The 16,803-nt window shown below is 63.7% G+C and carries 12 protein-coding genes and 1 other RNA gene; 6 read left to right on the top strand and 7 right to left on the bottom strand.

The genetic code is table 11. The features are described 5' to 3' along the window. Positions 1-10 precede the first annotated feature (10 nt). From fliI to fliF, 4 genes are read right to left on the bottom strand one after another with little or no spacing between them, the layout of a single operon-like run. The gene (gene fliI, locus QZ634_RS18715; RefSeq protein WP_291991006.1) at positions 11-1,429 is read right to left on the bottom strand and encodes a flagellar protein export ATPase FliI; all 1,419 of its coding nucleotides are present in this window, start codon (positions 1,427-1,429) and stop codon (positions 11-13) included. Continuing rightward, a complete protein-coding gene (locus tag QZ634_RS18710; protein WP_291991005.1) occupies positions 1,426-2,181 on the bottom strand; it encodes a flagellar assembly protein FliH in 756 nt (251 codons plus the stop codon). The genes fliI and QZ634_RS18710 overlap by 4 nt, the downstream gene beginning before the upstream one ends. 13 nt (positions 2,182-2,194) lie before the next feature. Further along, complete coding sequence (gene fliG, locus QZ634_RS18705; protein WP_291991004.1) at positions 2,195-3,193, bottom strand: flagellar motor switch protein FliG; 999 nt, start codon at positions 3,191-3,193, stop codon at positions 2,195-2,197. Further along, complete coding sequence (fliF, locus tag QZ634_RS18700) at positions 3,183-4,919, bottom strand: flagellar basal-body MS-ring/collar protein FliF (protein WP_291991003.1); 1,737 nt, start codon at positions 4,917-4,919, stop codon at positions 3,183-3,185. Before fliF ends, fliG begins: the two co-directional genes overlap by 11 nt. Before the next feature lie 103 nt (positions 4,920-5,022). Between fliF and QZ634_RS18695 the strand changes: the two genes are divergently transcribed. The 5 genes from QZ634_RS18695 (at position 5,023) to sulP (ending at position 10,294) form a co-directional block, all read left to right on the top strand. Then, the gene (locus QZ634_RS18695) at positions 5,023-6,219 is read left to right on the top strand and encodes an ATP-binding protein (protein ID WP_291991002.1); all 1,197 of its coding nucleotides are present in this window, start codon (positions 5,023-5,025) and stop codon (positions 6,217-6,219) included. Positions 6,220-6,229: 10 nt separating this feature from the next. Beyond that, complete coding sequence (locus QZ634_RS18690) at positions 6,230-7,603, top strand: sigma-54 dependent transcriptional regulator (protein WP_291991001.1); 1,374 nt, start codon at positions 6,230-6,232, stop codon at positions 7,601-7,603. Between the two features lie 73 nt (positions 7,604-7,676). Further along, positions 7,677-7,997 (top strand): flagellar hook-basal body complex protein FliE, encoded by a 321-nt coding sequence (gene fliE / locus QZ634_RS18685; RefSeq protein ID WP_291991000.1) that lies wholly within the window; start codon positions 7,677-7,679, stop codon positions 7,995-7,997. A gap of 82 nt (positions 7,998-8,079) precedes the next feature. After that, positions 8,080-8,385, top strand: a transfer-messenger RNA (tmRNA) gene (ssrA, locus tag QZ634_RS18680). A 223-nt stretch (positions 8,386-8,608) separates the two neighbouring features. Next, the gene (gene sulP, locus QZ634_RS18675) at positions 8,609-10,294 is read left to right on the top strand and encodes a sulfate permease (RefSeq protein WP_291990999.1); all 1,686 of its coding nucleotides are present in this window, start codon (positions 8,609-8,611) and stop codon (positions 10,292-10,294) included. 38 nt (positions 10,295-10,332) lie between these two features. On the opposite strand, the gene QZ634_RS18670 is transcribed toward sulP, so the two are convergent. The 3 genes from QZ634_RS18670 to QZ634_RS18660 all read right to left on the bottom strand — a co-directional run bounded on the left by QZ634_RS18670 (position 10,333) and on the right by QZ634_RS18660 (position 16,083). Next, positions 10,333-11,406 carry a 3-deoxy-7-phosphoheptulonate synthase gene (locus QZ634_RS18670; RefSeq protein ID WP_291990998.1) on the bottom strand — a complete coding sequence of 358 codons (1,074 nt, stop codon included), beginning with the start codon at positions 11,404-11,406 and terminating at the stop codon, positions 10,333-10,335. Then, the gene (gene mfd, locus QZ634_RS18665; protein ID WP_291990997.1) at positions 11,403-14,834 is read right to left on the bottom strand and encodes a transcription-repair coupling factor; all 3,432 of its coding nucleotides are present in this window, start codon (positions 14,832-14,834) and stop codon (positions 11,403-11,405) included. The genes QZ634_RS18670 and mfd overlap by 4 nt, the downstream gene beginning before the upstream one ends. A 148-nt stretch (positions 14,835-14,982) precedes the next feature. Then, on the bottom strand, positions 14,983-16,083 hold the full coding sequence (locus QZ634_RS18660) for an NAD-dependent deacylase (RefSeq protein ID WP_291990996.1): 1,101 nt from the start codon (positions 16,081-16,083) through the stop codon (positions 14,983-14,985). A 39-nt stretch (positions 16,084-16,122) separates the two neighbouring features. On the opposite strand from QZ634_RS18660, the gene ompA reads away from it, so the two are divergent. After that, the gene (gene ompA / locus QZ634_RS18655; RefSeq protein WP_291990995.1) at positions 16,123-16,779 is read left to right on the top strand and encodes an outer membrane protein OmpA; all 657 of its coding nucleotides are present in this window, start codon (positions 16,123-16,125) and stop codon (positions 16,777-16,779) included. Positions 16,780-16,803: the final 24 nt, after the last annotated feature.

Below are 16,803 nucleotides of genomic sequence, written 5' to 3'. Positions count from 1 at the left end.
CTGCCGTCAATCAGGGGTTGACGGCGAACAAGGACTGCAGATTTGCGATGCTGGTGTCGAAGTCGGCGCGCTCGGCGAGATTCTGTTGCAGCAATACTTCGAATGCCGGATAGATGGCGATGGCCTGGTCGAGTTGCAGGTCGGAGCCGGCAGCGTAGGCGCCGACGCTGATCAGGTCGCGGGAGCGCTGGTAGCGTGAAAAGAGGCTCTTGAAGCGGCGGATGTGATCGAGGTGCGCGGGGCTGACCAGGTTGACCATCGCGCGCGAGATCGACTGTTCGATATCGATTGCCGGGTAGTGGCCGGCGTCGGCCAGCGTTCTCGAGAGCACGATGTGACCGTCAAGAATCGCGCGCGCCGAATCGGCGATCGGATCCTGCTGGTCGTCGCCTTCGGCGAGCACGGTGTAGAAACCGGTGATCGATCCGCTGCCGTCGGCGCCGTTGCCAGCACGCTCGACGAGTTGTGGCAGGCGAGCGAAAACCGACGGTGGGTAACCGCGGGTGACCGGCGGCTCGCCGATGGCCAGCGCAATCTCGCGTTGGGCCATGGCGTAGCGCGTCAGTGAGTCCATGATCAGCAGGACATGCTGGCCCCGGTCACGGAAGTACTCGGCGATGCTGGTTGCGTAGGCAGCGCCTTGCAGGCGCATCAGCGGGCTGACGTCGGCCGGTGCGGCGACGACTACCGACCGGCGCAGGCCTTCCTCACCCAGAATCTGCTCGATGAACTCCTTGACTTCCCGACCACGCTCGCCGATCAGTCCAACGACAATGACGTCAGCTTCGGTATAGCGGGCCATCATGCCAAGCAGGACGCTCTTGCCCACACCTGAGCCGGCGAACAGGCCCATGCGCTGGCCACGGCCGACGCAGAGCAGGGCGTTGATGGCGCGTACCCCGACATCGAGCGGGCGCTCGATCGGCGCTCTGGACATCGGGTTGACCGGTCGGCTTTGCAGCGGCCGCAGCGAGCGGGCCTCCAGCGGGCCCAGCTTGTCGAGTGGGCGGCCGGCGCCATCGAGGACACGACCGAGGAGTGATTCGCCGACCGGGACCAGCTTCGCGCGGTCAATCGAGCGCCTCCGTGCCGGCGGTGGCTGACCGATGCGTGGTGGCTGCTGCGGTGCTTCCAGAGCGACGACCCGGGCTCCCGGGGGCAGGCCATAGACGTCTTCCGAGGGCATCAGGAAGAGCCGCTCACCGTTGAAGCCGACGACCTCGGCTTCGATTGGCGAGCCGCCCAGCGGCATGATGCGGCAAGAACTGCCGAGCGGCAGGCGCAACCCCGATGCCTCCATTACCAGGCCGTTGATGCGTGTCAGGTGGCCACTGGGGAGCAGCGAATTGACCTGGTGGGCCGCTTGTCCGCAGCCATCGAGAAAACGCCGCCAGTCAGCGAGGTGCCGATTGTCCGCGTGCTCGCTCATCTTGGCTTGGCCTTTGCCTCAGGCTCCTTGCCATCGAGCCAGTCCTGGCTGATGCCAATGCCTTCGACGACACGCCGCCAGCGCGTTTCCAGCGTCGCGTCGACTTCGCTGGCCCCGAGTTCGACGCGGCAGCCACCAGGCGTTAGCGCGCCATCCTCGACGATTCGCCAGTTGATGTGCGGCAGTTGATCGCCCAGATGCTCGCGTACCAGCGCACCGTCGTCGGGGTGAACGAACAGCAGGGGCTGTCCGTGAAGCGGGTGCAGGGTGCCCACGGCCTCCCTGACCACTGCCAACAGCAACTCCGGCTGTACGCGCAGACTTTGCCGCAAGACCTGGTTGGCGACCTCCATTGCCAGGGTCAGCAATTGATCGGCGACACCCTGATCAATACCGCTCATGGCCTGCTGCAGGTTGTCCATCAGGGTTGCCAGGGCGTCCGCCGAGGATCTTGCCGCAGCAATGCCCTCCTGATAGCCGGCGGCATAGCCTTCCTCGTGCGCTTCCTGATGCATACGCTCGATGTCTTCGGCGGTCGGCAGGACCAGCGGCGGTTCTGCCGGCACTTCCTCGCCGGGGCTGTCCGCGACTTCCGCAGCAGCTTCTTCGGAAGGCGTAGCGTCGCCAGGCGGGTGCTCGGCAGGTGGGCGGTCGGGAGGCGGGGCTGCGCTGGCCTCTTGCTGCTCGTCGAAAGCGGCAACCTCCCAGCGCTGGTAGGCGGTCAGTTTCTCCTTGGGGATCCAGTTGCTCATGCGTCTGGCTTACTCAGAGCATTTCCTCGCCGCCGGCGCCGCCAAGCACGATCTGACCTTCGTCGGCCAGGCGGCGGACAATCTTGAGAATCTCCTTTTGCTCGCTTTCGACTTCGGAAAGCCGCACCGGCCCGCGCGAGTCGAGGTCTTCGCGAAGCATTTCGGCGGCGCGTTGCGACATGTTCTTGAAGATCTTTTCGCGCAGCGATTCGGTGGCTCCCTTCATCGCCAGGATCAGCGATTCCGACTGGATTTCGCGCAGCAGGAGCTGGATCGCCCGATCGTCCAGATCCATGAGGTTCTCGAAGACGAACATCTCGTCGAGGATCTTCTGTGCCAGATCGGGGTCGTACTCGCGGATCGAGTCAACCACCGAAGACTCGTTGGCGGTACCCATGAAGTTGAGGATCTCGGCAACTGCGCGCACGCCGCCCATCGCCGACTGTTTGACGCTCGCGGAACCGGAAAGAAGGCGCAGCATGACGTCGTTCAACTCCTTCAGGGCTTCGGGCTGAATGCCTTCGAGTGTCGCGATGCGCAAGACCACGTCGTTGCGCAGGCGCTCGGGGAACTGGTTGAGAATGTCGCTCGAATGGTCATGGGCGAGGTGGACGAGAATCGTGGCGATGATCTGCGGATGCTCGTTCTTGATCAGGTCGGCGACGGTTGGCGCATCCATCCACTTCAGGCCTTCGATACCATTGGTATCGCCCGGCTGGAGGATGCGGGAAATCAGGTTGGACGCCTTGTCGTCACCGAGGGCCTTGGTGAGTACCGAGCGAACGTAGGCATCCGTGTCGTAGTTGACTGCGGCAGACTCCTCGGCAGTGGTCTGGAACTCGGCGAGCACTTCGCCGACGCGCGTGCGCGGTACCGATTTCAGTGCGGCCATGGCGTGCCCCAGCTTCTGCACTTCCTTGGGCCCCAGGTGCTTGAGCACCTCGACCGCATAGTCCTCGCCCAGTGCGATCAGCAGAATGGCGCTTTTCTCGATGCCGTCTTCAGCTGGCATTGGCGCCGGTCCATGCCCTGATGATGTTGGCCACCGCGCGTGGATCTTGCTGCGCCAGCTCACGCGCCTTGGCAAGTTGCTGCTCGAGCAGCTTGGCGGCCGTCGGCGCCTGCTCCTCGCCCTCGCCTTCGCCTTCGTCGCCAGCAAGGAGGTCGATGGTGCCGCCGACGCTGCCCTCGCTGGCCGCTCCCGGTTGCAGGATGGTCTTCAATAGGGGCCGAACGACGCCGAGCAGGAGATAGGCGAGGATGCCGGCAAGCGCTCCGTACTTGAGCAGGTCCTTGACCAGTGATAGCACTTCCTGGTCTCGCCACAGCGGCAGGCCGTCCTCCTTCTCGAGGGTGGTGAATGGCGCATTGGCCACTGAAATGGTGTCGCCGCGATCCTTGTTGAAGCCCATCGCTTCCTTGACGAGATCGCTGATCTGTTTGATCTCGGCGTCGGCTAGCGGCTTGCTGACACTCTTGCCGTCCTTGTCGATTTCCTGACGCTGATTGACCACCACCGCGCCGGACAGGCGCCTGATCGTTCCGACGGCGTTCTTGGTGTGGCGGATGGTCTTGTCGACCTCGTAGTTGATCGTCGCATTCTTGCTCGTGCTCAGCGGCTGTCCGACACCGGAGATGACCGCCTGCACCCCGGCGGCGTTGATCTGTCCGGGGACCGGAGGCTGGCCCGGGGCGGCGGGGCCGGCGCCTGCCACGGCGGGTTGGGTCAACGGCGCCGTCGCCGGTACCGGCGGCTGATTGCTGAGGGCACCGGGAACTCCTTGCGCGCTCGGGTTGGTGCTCGCGGTTTCAGCGGTCTGCTGGCTGCGAATGCTGATATCGGGCGGGGTGGTGTTGGGCCGATGCGTTTCGGCAGTTTGCTCGCTTTGCGAGAAGTCGATGTCGGCGGCGATCTGGACGCGTGCATTGTCGGGACCGACGATCGGTGCCAGGATGTCCTCGACCCGTTTGATGATGCTCGCTTCGACCTGATGAATGTAGCTCGCCTGCGTTGGGTCGAGACCGGCTTCCAGGAGGGCGTTCTTCTTTCTCGACAGCAAGGCGCCGCTCTGGTCGAGCAGGGTGACGCTGGCCGGCGTCAATTGCGGGACGCTGGCGGCGACCAGATTCTGGATGCCGGAGACCTGGGTCGGATCGAGCGTGCGTCCCGGATAGAGATTGAGCATGACCGACGCCGATGGCCGTTGCTCCTCGCGCATGAAGACGCTTGGTTTCGGGATCGCCAGGTGTACGCGTGCCGCCTGCACGGCGGCGATCGACTGGATGGTCCGCGATAGCTCGCCTTCCAGGCCACGTTGATAGTTGACCTGTTCGGCAAACTGGCTGACGCCGAACTTCTGCGCTTCCATCAACTCGAAGCCGACAGCGCCACCGCGTGGCAGTCCTTGCGACGCCAGGCGCAGGCGGACATCGTGTACCCTGCTCTCGGGGACCAGGATCGCACTGCCCGAGTTGCTGAACTGGTAGGGGATGTTCATCTGCTCGAGCGCCGCGATGATTGCGCCGCCGTCGCGCTCGGATATATTGGAGAAAAGTACCTTGAACTCGCTTTGCCTGAGCCAGGTGCCGGCGACGACGAGCAGCGCAAAAATCGCGGCAATCGAGACCATCAGCACCACTTTCTGCTTGTCGCTCAAGCGCGCCAGCGCCTCGCGAGCGCGATCCAGCGGTTTGCCCGCGCCTGCTGTCTCTGTTGTTTCGGTTCCGGCTGCGGCCATGCGCCCGACACGGTGAAAGCCTGCGTTGCAGCAGGCGAAAAGCAAAAAATGATGACAATTACTCTGCTATTGTAGCTGTTAAATGCATGAGACCTTCCATCGGATGAAGCAAGTCGTACAAATGCCGGGCCATGAACTCAAGGCGCAGGAACTGCAACGGGCCTTCGACGCCTTCAACCAGGTTTCGCTGGCGCTGACCCAGTCGTACCAGGGATTGCAGGGCCGTGTCGAATCCTTGACCGCTGAACTGGCGCTTGCCAATGGCGAGCTGCGCCGGCAATACGAAGAGAAGGAAGCGCTTTCCGAACGCCTGTCGCTGTTGCTCAAGGCCTTGCCGGCTGGCGTCGTGGTGCTCGACAGTGCGGCTCGGGTCAGCGAAGCCAATCCGGCGGCCACCGAAATGTTTGCCCAGGCGATGATCGGCGAAGCCTGGCCGACCCTGGCTCAGGCCAGTCTGGTTGCCGCCGAGGCGCCCGACGAGTGGCAGCTTGGCGCGCGCCGTCTGGCAATCGTCGAGAGCCCCCTTGATTCTGCCGGCGGGCGAATTCTGCTCATTCACGACGTCACCGCAGCGCACACTCTCAAGGCGGAACTGGAACGTAACCAGCGCCTGGTGGCCATGGGTGAGATGGCCGCTTCGCTGGCCCATCAGTTGCGTACACCGCTGGCGACGGCCTTGCTCTACAGCGCCAACCTGGCGCAGCCGGAGCTTGCCGACACTGCGCGCCTTCGTTTCGCGGACAAGGCGACTGCCCAGCTGAAACGTCTCGAGCGCCTGATCCAGGAAGTGCTGCTCTTTGCCCGTGGCGAAAGCATCGGTCGCGATTCGACGCCGGCCAGCCAGCTGCTCGCCGACGCTGCGCAGACCGTTGAACCCCTGTTTCTCGAGAAGGGGATTGCTTTCCGGGTGGTCGGCGACGCCGCCGCTACCATCGTCACCGGTAGCCGGAAGGCGCTGGTCGGCGCCCTGGTGAATCTGCTCGAGAACGCTCTGCAGGCCTGTACGACTGTCGGGGAAAATGGCAGACGGCCAGCAGTCACCATTGGCGCCGATCTGGTCGACGCCCAGCTACGCATTGCCGTGCGCGATACGGGTGCCGGCATTGCCCCCGAAATCCAGGCGCGCGTATTCGAGCCCTTCTTTACCACCAGCGGGCAGGGAACCGGGCTTGGTCTGGCCATTGCGCTGGGCGTCGTGCGCGCCCACGGCGGGGCGATGACCGTGCACTCGGTAGCGGGCGAAGGCTCGGAGTTCGTGATCATGCTGCCGGTCGCCTTGGCGGCCGAGCGGGTGGTCTGAGGACCAGCCCATGCTGCCCGGTCTGCCGATACTGGTGGTCGAAGACGATGCCGCCCTGCGCGAGGCGGTGTGCGACACCCTCGAACTGGCCGGCCAGGCGGTCGTCTCCGCCGCCGGCGGGAACGAGGCGCTGCAGCTGCTCGCCGAACGCGCCGTCGCGCTGGTGGTCAGCGATGTGCGAATGCTGCCCATCGATGGCATCACCTTGCTCAAGGAGATCCGCATTCGCCATCCCTACCTGCCGGTGGTGCTGATGACCGCTTTCGCCGACGTCGACCGCGCCGTCGAAGCCATGCGCGCGGGTGCCTGCGACTTTCTGCTCAAACCGTTCGAGCCGAAGGCCCTGCTCGAACACGTGCAGCGCTATCGTCTGCCGGAAGTCCACGATGACGCGCGGGCGATCGCCATCGATCCGCTGAGTGTCAACCTTTTCGCACTTGCCAGGCGGGTCGCGCAGAGTGACAGCACTGTCCTGCTGACCGGTGAGAGCGGTGTTGGCAAGGAGGTGGTGGCGCGCTTCATTCACCAGCACTCGGCGCGCAGCAAGGGCCCCTTCGTGGCCATCAACTGCGCGGCCATTCCGGACACTCTGCTCGAGGCCACCCTGTTTGGTTACGAAAAGGGTGCCTTCAGCGGTGCGCAGCACGCGCAAGCCGGCAAATTCGAGCAGGCGCAGAACGGCAGTCTGCTGCTCGACGAGATCACCGAAATGCCGCTCGGCCTGCAAGCCAAGCTGTTGCGGGTCTTGCAGGAGCGCGAAGTGGAGCGCGTCGGCGGCAAGCAGCCGGTGGTCCTCGATATCCGCGTCATCGCCACGTCCAATCGCGACATGGCCGACGCCGTGGCAAGGGGTCACTTTCGTGAGGACCTGTTCTATCGCCTGAACGTCTTTCCCCTGCTCATTCCGGCGCTGCGGCAACGAGGCGAGGATATTGCTCCGCTGGCGCGTCATTTTCTTGCCGATCACGGCGCTCGCGCCGGTCGCCCCGGTCTGCGCCTGTCTGCGGCTGCGGAAGCGACGCTGCGTCAGCATCCCTGGCCGGGCAATGTCCGTGAGTTGGAGAACGTGATGCAGCGGGCGGTCATTCTGGCCCCCGGCGACGTTGTCGAACTCGAGGCCCTGCATCTGGCGGCAGCGGCACCGCTGGCGCCGAGCGCCGCGCCGCGACCAGAACCGGCTGCGCCGGCAATGACCGCCGCCGCGTCTCCGGCGCAGCCCCGGAAAGGCAACAAGATGAGCGAAGTGGAGCGAGAGCATATACTGGCGACACTGGCGTCGGTCGGAGGCTCCCGAACCCTTGCCGGGCAGCGCCTGGGAATGTCGGAGCGGACCTTGCGCCACAAGTTGCGACAGTATCGTCTCGACGGTTTTCTGAAGGCTTGAAGGTCTGCTCAGCCTGGCGGCCGAGCTGGCGGGGTTTTTGCTTTACTAAGTCAGGCAGTGCATGGAGAAGAGAATGGACAGCAAGGGTATCGAGCAGGTGTTGAGCGTCTTGAAGGCGACGTCGGCAACCGCTGGCGGACGTGTTGCCGAGGCGCAGAGCCCGGCAACGGGGGCCGACTTCGCGCAGGTGTTGCAGAATTCGATCGCCCAGGTCAGTCAGACACAGCAGCAGGCGGAGGCGATGGCGGCAAATTTTGCCGCCGGCAACAGCACCGAGAACCTGCACGAAGTCATGATTGCGCTGCAAACGGCCAGCCTTTCCTTCCAGGAGATGATTCAGGTGCGCAATAAGCTCGTCTCTGCGTATCAGGACGTCATGAACATGCAGGTCTAGCGGGTTGGACCGATCGCCGGGACGCTGGCTTCTTTGCAGGGTACAGTTCTGCGCTCGGCTGCAGGTTGGCAGTCGTCTGCCACTGGTCATGGGACCTTGTATTCCAGCTGCGCTGCACCCATAATGCCTTCCATGGTCGTAATTCCGGCAAACCGGAAGCGTTCTGGACGCGGGTTCGATTCCCGCCACCTCCACCACTGCGGGGGTGCACCGGTTTCGACAGGGTGACAGATGGCGAGCAGGCGGCCCGAGAGGCGACGGACGTAATCCGCGCAAAACCACAAACGCCAATGATGAGCGTTTCGCAATGGCCGCTTAAGGCCTGCTGAGGACATAGCCGTCCAATAAACAGAATGGCTATCGGTGGGGGCTTCGGCCCCCATCGTCATTTCAACTTGCGGCGTGCTTGCCCCGCCTGATCGGCTGGATGGTCCGCGTGGCGCGCAAGTCAGCGGCCTTCTGCTCGCGCGACATTCCCCGCCGCTTTGCGTGCGACTGACACTTGCCGGATCGCGGACGAATCACGGTATATTGTCGTTACACCTCTTCCTTCTGGAGCCTGATACATGAAAGCTGGCGCTCTATCTGCGTTACTGGGATCTGGATTGCCCTTGCTCGCGACGCTGCGGGACTATCGACTTGCATGGCTCGGCAAGGACTCGATCGCCGGCCTTTCGGCGTGCATCGTCTCGATTCCGTCGGTGATCGCCTATGCCGAGCTGGTACACCTGCCGGCGATCACCGGCTTGTACGCGGCGCTGGCAGCTGCCATCGGCTACGCCCTGTTTTCAAGTTCGCGGCACGTCATCGCCGGGCCGGATGCGGCGATCGGTCTGCTCGCTGGTTCGGCAATCCTGCCGTTGTCGGGCGGGGATCCGGCGCGCATCGTCGTTCTCGCGGCGGTGCTCAGCCTCCTGTCGGGTGTGGTGCTGCTACTCGCCGCGCGACTGAAACTCGGCGTGATTGCCGATCTGCTGTCCCGGCCAGTGCTGATCGGCTACCTGAACGGCGCTTCGCTGGTTCTGATTGCCACGCAGCTCGGCAAGATGTTCGGCATCAAGACCGAGGGTGAGGAATTCTTCCACATTGTCAATACGGTATTCCAGAAGCTGCCCGAGACGCATCTGGCGACTTTCATTTTCGGCGTGCTGCTGGTTGCTCTGCTGGTTGCCCTGGCTCGCTGGCTGCCACGTGTACCTGGCGCGCTGGCGGTCTGTGCGGTGGCGATCACAGCCACTTTCGCTCTTGACTTGGGCAGCTACGGCATCGCTCTCGTCGGTGAGGTGCCGTCGGGATTTCCGCATCTTACGATTCCCTCGATCCGCTGGGCAGATCTCGCGGCACTCGCGCCGGCTGCCGTGGCGATTGCCTTCCTGGCGTTTTCAGACGGCATTCTTCTGGCGCAGACCTTTGCCGAGAAGAACGGCTACGAAGTGCGTCCGAACCGCGAGTTGGTCGCCCTGGGCTCGGCGAACATACTGGCTGGGCTTTGGCAGGGCTTTCCCGTTTCGGCCAGTCAGTCGCGTACCTCGATCGTCGATTCGGCTGGTGGCAGGACACAGCTTGCGCAGCTGATTCTGGCCCTCGGTCTGCTCTTGTTCCTGTTCTTCCTCACCGGTCTGGTCGCGCTGCTGCCGAAAGTGGCCCTCGGTGCGATCCTCATCGTCACCGCCATCGGCATGCTGGAAGTTGCGTCCCTGAAGGGCTTGTACAAGATCGACCGGGTCGAGGCCGGCATTGCCCTGGGCGTCACCGCTGCGATCCTGCTGGCCGGTGTCGTGCCCGGGATCATACTGGGTCTGCTGCTGTCGCTGGTCGCCGTGCTGGTCGAGGTTTCGCGCCCTCGTGACGCGGTGCTCCGCCGCTTGCGCAGCGACGGCAAGTTCCACGACTGCCTCGAAGACGAAGAGGCGGAGAGCATCCCCGGCCTGCTCGTCTATCGGCTCTACGCGCCGCTGATCTTCGCCAATGCCAGGCACGTCATGACCCGCCTGCGGACGCTGGTCGACGAGGCGCAGCCGCCGCTCAAGTGGCTGGTCATCGATGCCCAGGCGATCCACGACATGGACGTCACGGCAGCGCAGCGCTTCGTGGAACTACACCGGGAGCTCGTCGACGAGGGCGTCGATGTCAAGATCGCCGATGCGCCCAGGCCGTTCCGGGAGGAACTCGCCAAGGTCGGGCTGTCCGAGGAAATTGGCGGCGCGGACTTCTACGTTTCCGTCAAGCAAGCAACCCAGGACTTCGAGCGCAAGTTCGCTTCCGCGAACGAGGAACCCGGTAGCGCGCCCGTGTAAGGGAGGACGCCCGCTTTTTGTCGGCGGAGTCAGCGCATTCAGCCAATGCGCGTCGGCAGCACCTCGTGCAGGAGTCGGGCCGCGTCGCGGATCATCTTTTCGGTGCTCTCCCAGTCGACGCAGGCGTCGGTGACCGAGCAGCCGTACTTCAGCTGTGACAGGTCTTCGGGGATCGCCTGGTTGCCGGCGACGAGGTTCGATTCGACCATCATGCCGACCAGCGACTGGTTGCCCAGGCGCACCTGGTTGACCACGTCGGCCATCACCAGCGGCTGCAGCTCGGGCTTCTTGTAGCTGTTGGCGTGCGAGCAGTCGATCACGATATTGCGCGGCAAACCGGCCTTGCCCAGCGCCTGTTCGGCCATCTGCACGCTGACCGTGTCGTAGTTCGGTCGGCCGTCGCCGCCTCGCAGTACCAGGTGGCCGTAACGATTGCCCCGTGTGCGAACGATCGACGTGCGTCCCTGGCCGTTGATGCCCAGGAAACTGTGCGGCCGCGAGGCGGAAAGGATGGCGTTGATGGCGATGGCGACGTCGCCGTTGGTGCCGTTCTTGAAACCGACCGGGGTCGATAGCCCAGACGAAATTTCACGGTGCGTCTGCGACTCGGTAGTGCGCGCGCCGATGGCCGTCCAGGCGATCAGATCGCCCAGGTACTGCGGTGAGATCGGGTCGAGAGCCTCGGTTCCGGCCGGCAGGCCGATTTCGGCGAGCTCGAGCAGGAAGTCGCGTGCCAGTTGCATGCCCTGATCGACGCGGAATGAATCGTCCATGTCCGGGTCATTGATGTAGCCTTTCCAGCCGGTGGTGGTGCGCGGCTTTTCGAAGTAGACGCGCATTACCAGGTACAGCGTTTCGCTGACTTCGTCCGCGAGCGCCTTCAGGCGGCGCGCGTAATCGAGACCGGCGATCGGGTCATGGATCGAGCACGGTCCGACGACGACAAACAAGCGGCGGTCCCGGCGGTCGAGAATATTGCGCAGGACCTCGCGGCCGTTCATCACCAGGCTTGCGGCGGCTGGCGAAAGCGGCAGGCGGGCGTGGATTTCTTCGGGGGAAGGCATGGCGTCGAAGGCGCTGACGTTGATGTTTTCGATGTCGAAATGGGTCATGGTTTTGGCAGACAGCTTAGTTGATGAATCAGGTCTTTAACCGCGGCAACGCGGTCGGAAAGCGTTGCGCACTGGCGTTTGAGGAGCAGTTTGTCGGGTCCGGACAGACGGTAGTTACGGTCTCTCTGAATCAGATTGATGATGCGCAGCGGGTCGATCGGTGGTTCGGCGTCGAATTGCACGACGATCTGTTCGGCCGTGGCGTCGAGCTTGCTCACCCCGAGAGGCTTGCACAGGAGGCGTAGGCGGTGGCTGTCGAGCAGCGCGCGGGCCTGCGGCGGAAGCTCGCCGAAACGATCGACCAGCTCTTCCTGCAGGTCGGCGATGTCGTCGCCGGTGGTGCAGTTGGCCAGGCGCTTGTAGAGCGCCAGTCGCTGCTGGACGTCGGGCGCGTAGTCGTTGGGCAGCAGCGCCGGGGTATGCAGGTTGATTTCGGTGGCGATCGCCAGCGGCTGTAGCAGGTCCGGTTCCTTGCCCTGTTTGAGAGCCGCGACGGCGCGGTTGAGCATCTCGGTGAACATGTTGAAGCCGACTTCCTGCATCTCCCCGGACTGGCTGTCGCCGAGGACCTCGCCGGCACCGCGTATTTCGAGGTCGTGCATGGCGAGGTAGAAACCGGCACCCAGTTCATCCATCATCTGGATCGCTTCCAGGCGCTGCCTGGCCTGCTTGTTGAGCGCCGCGTCGTCGTGGGTCAGCAGGTAGGCATAGGCCTGGTGGTGCGAGCGACCGACGCGACCGCGCAGCTGATGCAACTGCGCCAGGCCGAACTTGTCGGCGCGGTTGATGACGATGGTGTTGGCGTGCGGGTTGTCGATGCCGGTTTCGATGATCGTCGTGCACAGCAGGACGTTGGCGCGTTGTTGCGTGAAGTCGCGCATTACCCGCTCCAGCTCACGCTCCTTCATCTGGCCGTGGCCGACGACGATGCGTGCTTCGGGCAACAGTTTTTCGAGCTTGCTGCGCATGTTCTCGATGGTGTTGACTTCGTTGTGCAGGAAATACACTTGTCCGCCGCGTTTGAATTCGCGCAGCAGCGCTTCGCGGATGATGCCGTCGGAGAAGCGGGTGACGAAGGTCTTGATCGCCAGGCGCTTCTGTGGCGCCGTGGCGATGACCGAGAAGTCGCGCAGGCCTTCGAGCGACATGGCCAGCGTGCGCGGGATCGGTGTCGCGGTGAGTGTCAGCACGTCGACTTCGGCGCGCAGCGCTTTCAGTGCCTCTTTCTGGCGGACGCCGAAGCGGTGCTCCTCGTCGATGACCACCAGTCCGAGACGGCTGAACTTGACGTCTTTTTGCAACAGGCGATGCGTCCCGATGACGATGTCGAGCTTGCCGTCGGCCAGTTCGCGCAGCGCCTGCGCTACCTCGGCGTTGGTCTTGAAGCGGGACAACTCGGCGATCCTTACCGGCCAGTCGGCGAAGCGGTCGTTGAAAGTCTGGAAGTGCTGTTCGCAGAGCAGGGTCGTCGGGCAGAGGATGGCCGCCTGCCGACCGCCAGCGACTGCGCAGAAGACGGCGCGCAAGGCGACCTCTGTCTTGCCGAAACCGACGTCGCCGCAGACCAGGCGATCCATCGGCCGGCCGGATTTCATGTCTTCGATCACCGCCTCGATTGCCGTCGCCTGATCGGCGGTCTCTTCAAAACCGAAGCCGTCGGCGAAGGCGTCGTGATCGTGCGCCTTGAACTCGCAAGCGTGCCCCTGGCGTGCGGCGCGCAGGGCGTAGAATGCGAGCAGCTCGGCGGCCGTATCGCGGGCCTGCAGCGCCGCGCGCCGTTTCGCTTTTTCCCATTGTGGCGAGCCGAGCGTGTGCAGCGGCGCGGCGTCGGGATCGGCGCCCGAGTAACGCGCGATGACGTGCAGTTGTGACACGGGGACGTAGAGTTTGGCGTCGCCGGCGTAGTGCAGTTCGAGAAATTCCATCTCGCCTTCACCGAGGTCGAGGTGAATCAGACCCCGGTAGCGGGCGATGCCGTGCTGCTCATGGACCACCGGCGAACCGATCTTCAGCTCGGTGAGGTCGCGCAACCAGTTGTCGACCGTTGCCTTGCGCTGCGCCGCGTGCCGGGAGCGGCGCGAGGGACTGTCGGCGTAAAGCTCGGCTTCGGTGATGATTGCCAGTTGCGCGAGCTGGAAACCGTCGTGCAGCGGCGCGACCGCCAGGGCGAGCTTGCTGTCGGCGGCCAGGAACGTGGCAAAGTCGCCACTCGCGGTCGGCGCCAGCCCGTATTCGGCGAACAGTTCGCTCAGCGTTTCGCGGCGTCCGGCGGTTTCGGCGAGCAGCAGGACGCGGCCCGGGAAGCCATCGATGAAGCCCTTGAGGACGTGCAGCGGGTCCTGGGCGCGGCGGTCAACGGCCAGCGGCGGCAGGTTTTGTGCGGGGCCGTCGTTGCCGGCGGCGAGGTTCACGCGGGCGTAGGGTTTCGCGGCGACGAAAAACGGCTCCTCGGCGAGGAACAGTTCAGCCGGCTGCAGCAGGGGGTGGCTGCGGTCACCGGAGAGCATGTCGTAGCGCGATTGTGCCTCGCGCCAGAAGGCACGGATCGCCGCCGCTACGTCGTTGTGCAGGACGAGAACGGTCTCTTTGGGCAGGTAGTCGAAAAGGCTTGCCGTCTCTTCAAAGAACAGCGGCAGCCAGTATTCGATGCCGGCCGCCGCAACGCCATTCGAGACATCCTTGTAAATCCGCGACTTGCCGGGGTCGCCTTCGAAAATCTCGCGGAAACGCTGGCGGAAGCGCGCGCGGCCCTTTTCGTCGAGAGGGAACTCGCGTGCCGGCAGCAGGCGAACTTCCGGGACCGGATAGAGGGTGCGCTGACTATCGACGTCGAAGGTCTTGATGCTTTCGATCTCGTCGTCGAAGAGATCCAGCCGGTAAGGCAGTTGCGAGCCCATTGGGAAGAGGTCGACGATGCCGCCGCGGATCGAGTATTCACCCGGCGCCACGACCTGGGTGACGTGCGCGTAGCCGGCCAGGGTCAGCTGCGCCCGGAACGGAACGGCGTCGAGTTGCTCGCCTTGCTTCAGAAAGAAGGTATAGGCGGCCAGATACGCTGGCGGCGCCAGGCGATAGGCCGCCGTTCCGGCAGGAACCAGCAGCACGTCGCAATCGCCACGCATGACCGCGTAGAGTGTCGCCAGGCGCTCGGAAACCAGGTCGTGATGCGGCGAAAAACTGTCGTAAGGCAGCGTTTCCCAGTCCGGCAACAGGCGGATGCACAGATTTGGAGCAAACCAGGCTACTTCCGCGAGCAGGCGCTGGGCGTCGGTGGCATCGGCCGTCAGCACGGCGAGCATGCGCTGCCCGGAGCTCGCGGCGGTTGCCGCCTGGGCGATCAACAGCGCGTCGGCTGAGCCTGCAAAGGAGGGAAGCTGAAGCCTTTCGCCGACTTTGGGCAGCGGCGCGCGGGGAAGCGGTAAGAACAATGAATACGACTCGCGACTCGATGTCTGAACTGAAGTGAGCTGCGCGAGCCGGTCACGGCAAGGCAGTGCAAGGGGGAAATTATAGCCGATCAGTCGGCGTCGCCCGCATCGTCGCCGTTGGGCTGGTGTTTTGGCGTAACCCGGTGTTTCACGCCTGCCGTGCTGCGAGTTTCGCACTCAGAGCAGTGAAGAACTCCGAAGCGCCGCTGCGGATCGAGTAATCTGCGAGGCCTGAAAGCGATGTCGGGTGCGGGTTGACCTCGACCACCGTCGCCCCGGCCCGTTTGGCCCACACCGGCAGGAGCGCGGCCGGTTGGACGGTGAACGAGGTGCCAACACAAAAGAACAGATCGGCGGTCATGCTGCACATTTCTGCCGCCGCAAAGACCTCCTCGTCGAGCATTTCTCCGAACAACACCAGATCTGGCCGCACCGGCGCGCCGCAGCGGGGGCAGGAAAACGGTTCGGCGGCGCTTTGCTCCCAGTCGGCCGAGAAGCCGCAACGCTGCTGGCAGCGGAGGCGGTGAATGGTGCCGTGAACTTCGAGCACTGGCGCGTTCCCGGCACGGCTATGGTAGCCGTCGATGTTCTGCGTAATGACCGTCAGTTGTTTTGCCCGACAGATTTCCTGCAGCCGGGCGAGCGCCTGGTGACCGGCGTTCGGCTGTCGTTCGTCGACCAGCTTCTTCAATTGCAGCAGCCAGTTCCATACGCGTTCGGGATTGCGCAGGAAACCCTCAATGCTGGCGACCTCATCAGGATCGACCTTGTTCCACAGTCCGGTCGCGCCGTCGCGAAAGGTTGGAATGCCGCTGTCGGCGGAAAGACCTGCACCTGAGAAAACAACGATTTCCTTCGCCTCACGCACCACGGAAGCGACTGATTCCAGGCTGCCTGACTGCATCTTCGTCTCCTTCATTGTGCCCGGTCTGGTTGGCCCGATCCCGCCTCCGAGGAAGTGACCGTCAGGGCGTCCCATGCGGGCTTGATTCTCGCATATTCCCGGTTGCTGACCAGTCCGTTCCGCACGGGGGTCGGCACGCGCTTGGCGAATGCCCTCAAGCGGCGGCGGGCAGCCGGTCGGCATGGGGTGTGTGGGCGGGCGTGGCAGCGTTTCGACGCGTGCAGCGGAGTGCCGCGAACGGGCAATCGTTGTATAAATGCAACACAATGCCAAACCAATGCTTGAAGCCGCCGAAGTTTGTATGCTTAAATCCGCCGACTGCGCAAAAATCGCATCGCGTGACACGCATTCGGACCTAACAGAGATTAATCGAGGAGGAATATCTTGAAATCGAAAATCATTACTACCCTGCTGGCCTCAATCGGCCTTTTTGCTGCAGTTGGCGTTGCACAAGCGCAAACTGCGGCTGATCGCGTTTATGTAATCGACTCACGCGGTGAAGTCGCGATGAGCGGCGCCGGCCTCTGCTGGCGGACCGGATTCTGGACTCCTGCGGGCGCTGCCAAGGACCCGGCTGGTTGCAAGTGCGACAAGGACCTGCTGCCGAAGGAAGTCTGCGAGCCGCCGATGGCCAAAGCTGCTGCTGCGACGGCCAAGCCGTCCGGTGACAAGGTGACCGTCGCTGCCGACGCGCTGTTTGATTTCAACAAGGCCACGCTGCGTCCGGCCGGCAAGGCGAAGCTCGACGAAGTCGTCGCCATGTCCAAGCAGATCAAGCTGGAAGTGATCATCGCCGTCGGTCACACGGACCGTATTGGCTCCGATGCCTATAACCAGAAGCTGTCCGAGCGGCGTGCCGCGTCGGTCAAGACCTATCTGGTGAGCAAGGGTGTCGAAGCCAACCGCGTCTACACCGAAGGCAAAGGCGAGAAGCAGCCGGTGACCCAGCCTGGTCAGTGCCCGGGTGGCAAGAGCAAGAAAGTCATCGAGTGCCTGCAGCCTGACCGTCGTGTCGATATCGAACTCATCGGCACCAAGTAATTCAGGCAAGGTGTAAGAAAACCC

This window comes from Candidatus Accumulibacter sp. ACC007, assembly GCF_907163205.1.
In the GTDB taxonomy this organism is placed as follows: domain Bacteria; phylum Pseudomonadota; class Gammaproteobacteria; order Burkholderiales; family Rhodocyclaceae; genus Accumulibacter; species Accumulibacter regalis.
This window is presented reverse-complemented; position numbering and strand designations above follow the sequence as displayed.